Annotated in this window: 2 protein-coding genes; both read left to right on the top strand. The window is 73.7% G+C overall.

Features of this window, described 5'->3' with window-relative positions:
• The coding region (locus tag ACIBJF_RS52995; protein WP_399185051.1) for a hypothetical protein at nt 1-300 on the top strand (300 nt) is incomplete at its 5' end.
• A 205-nt stretch (nt 301-505) separates the two neighbouring features.
• Complete coding sequence (locus ACIBJF_RS52990) at nt 506-2266, top strand: S8 family serine peptidase (RefSeq protein ID WP_399185050.1); 1761 nt, start codon at nt 506-508, stop codon at nt 2264-2266.
• The last annotated feature ends 168 nt before the right edge of the window (nt 2267-2434 follow it).

Genomic DNA, 2434 nt, shown 5'->3' with positions numbered 1-2434 from the left:
CAGCAGACGCTGCAGCACATCCAGCAGGTCCAGCAGCAGCTTCAGCAGCAGGGCCTGGCCCACCAGGCGCACCCCTACCTGGCTGTCGCGCTGCACCACACGCTGCAGCAGGGCGTGCGCAGCGCGGTGGAGCAGTCCGTGCAGCAGGCGCTGCCGACCGCGATCCTGACGCTGGTGCAGCAGAGCCAGCAGAGCCAGCAGGGCCAGCAGCCGTGGGGCGGCGGGTTCGGCCAGCAGCAGTTCGGGCAGTTCCCGGGCCTGCAGCCGCAGTTCGGGCAGCTGTCGCCTCTGGGCATGTGAGACACCCGGCCGGGCAGCGCGCTCTTGCTCGCTTGCGGGGAAGCGGGCCTGCCCGGCCGGATACCCCGCCGCGCTGGGACGTCGAGGCGAAGGTGCGGCGGGGTGCTGGCCGGGGAGCTCATGGCCCCCGCTTCCCGGCCGGCGGCGTAAAGATCCAGGGCGTGTGTACGACGACTCTTTGTATCTGAGATGGCGGTTGGCTTGTATGAGTGAGCAGGGCGGCAACGGTATGAAGCCGGGCAACGGCAAGAACAAGACCCCGCGCGCGCAGGGCGCGGCGGGTGAGGCCGGGCAGCCGGCGGCGGGCGGGCCGGGCAGCACGGGCGGAGAACGCCGCGCGGGGTCGGAGGCCGGTGTGCCGGGTCAGGGTGTGCGGGCGGGATGGGGCCGGTATCTGGTGGCGCCCCGACCGGTGGGGCTGCTTCCGGGCGGGGTGCCGCCGATCGAGGCCTCGGCGCTGTTCCGGCTGCTGGAGGAAGACTCCGAAGTGGAGCCGGTGGCACAGGTGCGCCCGCCGCGTCCCCGGAGTGTGGGGACCATCGCGGAGCCGCATCCGGCCTGCCCCCCGGTCGCGGTCGTGAGGATGCCGCAGGAGCGGGCCCGCGCCCTGGCCCAGAACCCACAGGTGGTCGTGGAGATCGACCAGCCGCTCTCCTACACCCCCACCCCGTCGGTGGGTGTCGGCCCGGCGCCGATGATCGACCCCATGCTGGCGATCACGCTGGAGGAGCCCGAGCAGCTCACGCTGCGGGTGGTGGGTGGTGACGGGGAGGCGGTGGCCGGGGCGCATGTGTGGGCGATCGGCACCGGCGGCCCGGTCCACGGCACCACCGACCCGGACGGGCGGCTGACGCTGACCCTGGCCGCGGACACCCCGGAGACGCTGCAGGCCCTCTACGTCCGCCCGGTGGCCGGCTACTGGCCCACCCGCACCGGCACCCCCCAACCCGCCAACGGGCAAGAGAGGGTGGTGAGGGTGCAGGCGCTGTCGGAGACGTTCGAGGGCTTTCCCGGCAGGGCGCTCACCAGCTGGGGCGTCCAGGCGATGCGGCTCCACCAGATCCCCCCGACCTACCGCGGCCACGGCATCAAGATCGCGCTGCTCGATTCGGGGGTGAACACCGCCCACCCGGACCTGAAGGACACCGTCAAGCACGGGCACGACTTCACCAGCGCCCAAAACGACACCTGGGGCCTCGACGCGTGCGGGCACGGCACCTGGTGCGCCGGCATCATCGCCGCCGCGGACAACAACGCCGGCATCGCCGGGATCGCGGCGGAAGCCGAGGTGCATGCCCTGAAGCTGTTCCCCGGCGGGCACCTCAGCGACCTGCTCGAAGCGGTCGACTACTGCATCACCCACACCATCGACATCGCCCAGATCAGCCTCGCCTACCCCGTACGCTCCCAGCTGGCCGCCTGGAAACTCGCCGACGCACACGCCGCCGGCATCACCATCGTCGCCCCGGCCGGCGACACCGCCGGCCCCCTCACCCAGCCCGCCACCCTGCCGGGAATCCTCGCGGTGGGGGCACTCGCGCACACCGGCACCTACCCCGCGAGCAACCCACTCACCGGCGTACAGCCGCCCTGGCCCGGCCCCTTCCCGGCGCCCTTCACCCCCACCGGCCCAGGCGTGGACCTGGTCGCGCCGGGCGCGGCAGTCATCACCACCAGCCTGGGTGACGGCTACACCGCCGTCGATGGCACGGCGATCGCCGCCGCCCACGTCACCGGACTGGCGGCGCTGCTGCTGGCCCACCACGACCACCTGCGCACCCAAGCGGTGCCGCGCACCGCGGCCCGCGCCGACCGCCTCTACCTGCTGATGCGCACCGCCTGCCGGCCCCTGCCCGGTGCCGACCCGCGCCTTGGGGCGGGAATCGCGGACGCCCCCACCGCACTGGGTATCCCCGCAAGCTGGCAGCAGACCGACCAGTACACAGCCACCGGACGGCGGGGCTGACGACACGAACCGACCACAGACCCCCGGCCCTTGCCGCCCTGCCGCCATCGGGCGGTAGGGCGCACAAAACGGCGGCCGGACCCGGTCAGCCGAACACGTCGCGCACCCGGACCGTGCGCACCCTCAGCCACCGGGCCCGGCGCGCCGGCAGCCGCTCACGCGCCGCGG

It is taken from the genome of Streptomyces sp. NPDC050743 (genome assembly GCF_044456925.1).
GTDB lineage: Bacteria > Actinomycetota > Actinomycetes > Streptomycetales > Streptomycetaceae > Streptomyces.
The sequence above is the reverse complement of the archived record's forward strand: the minus strand, read 5'-3'. Positions and strand labels throughout refer to the sequence as shown.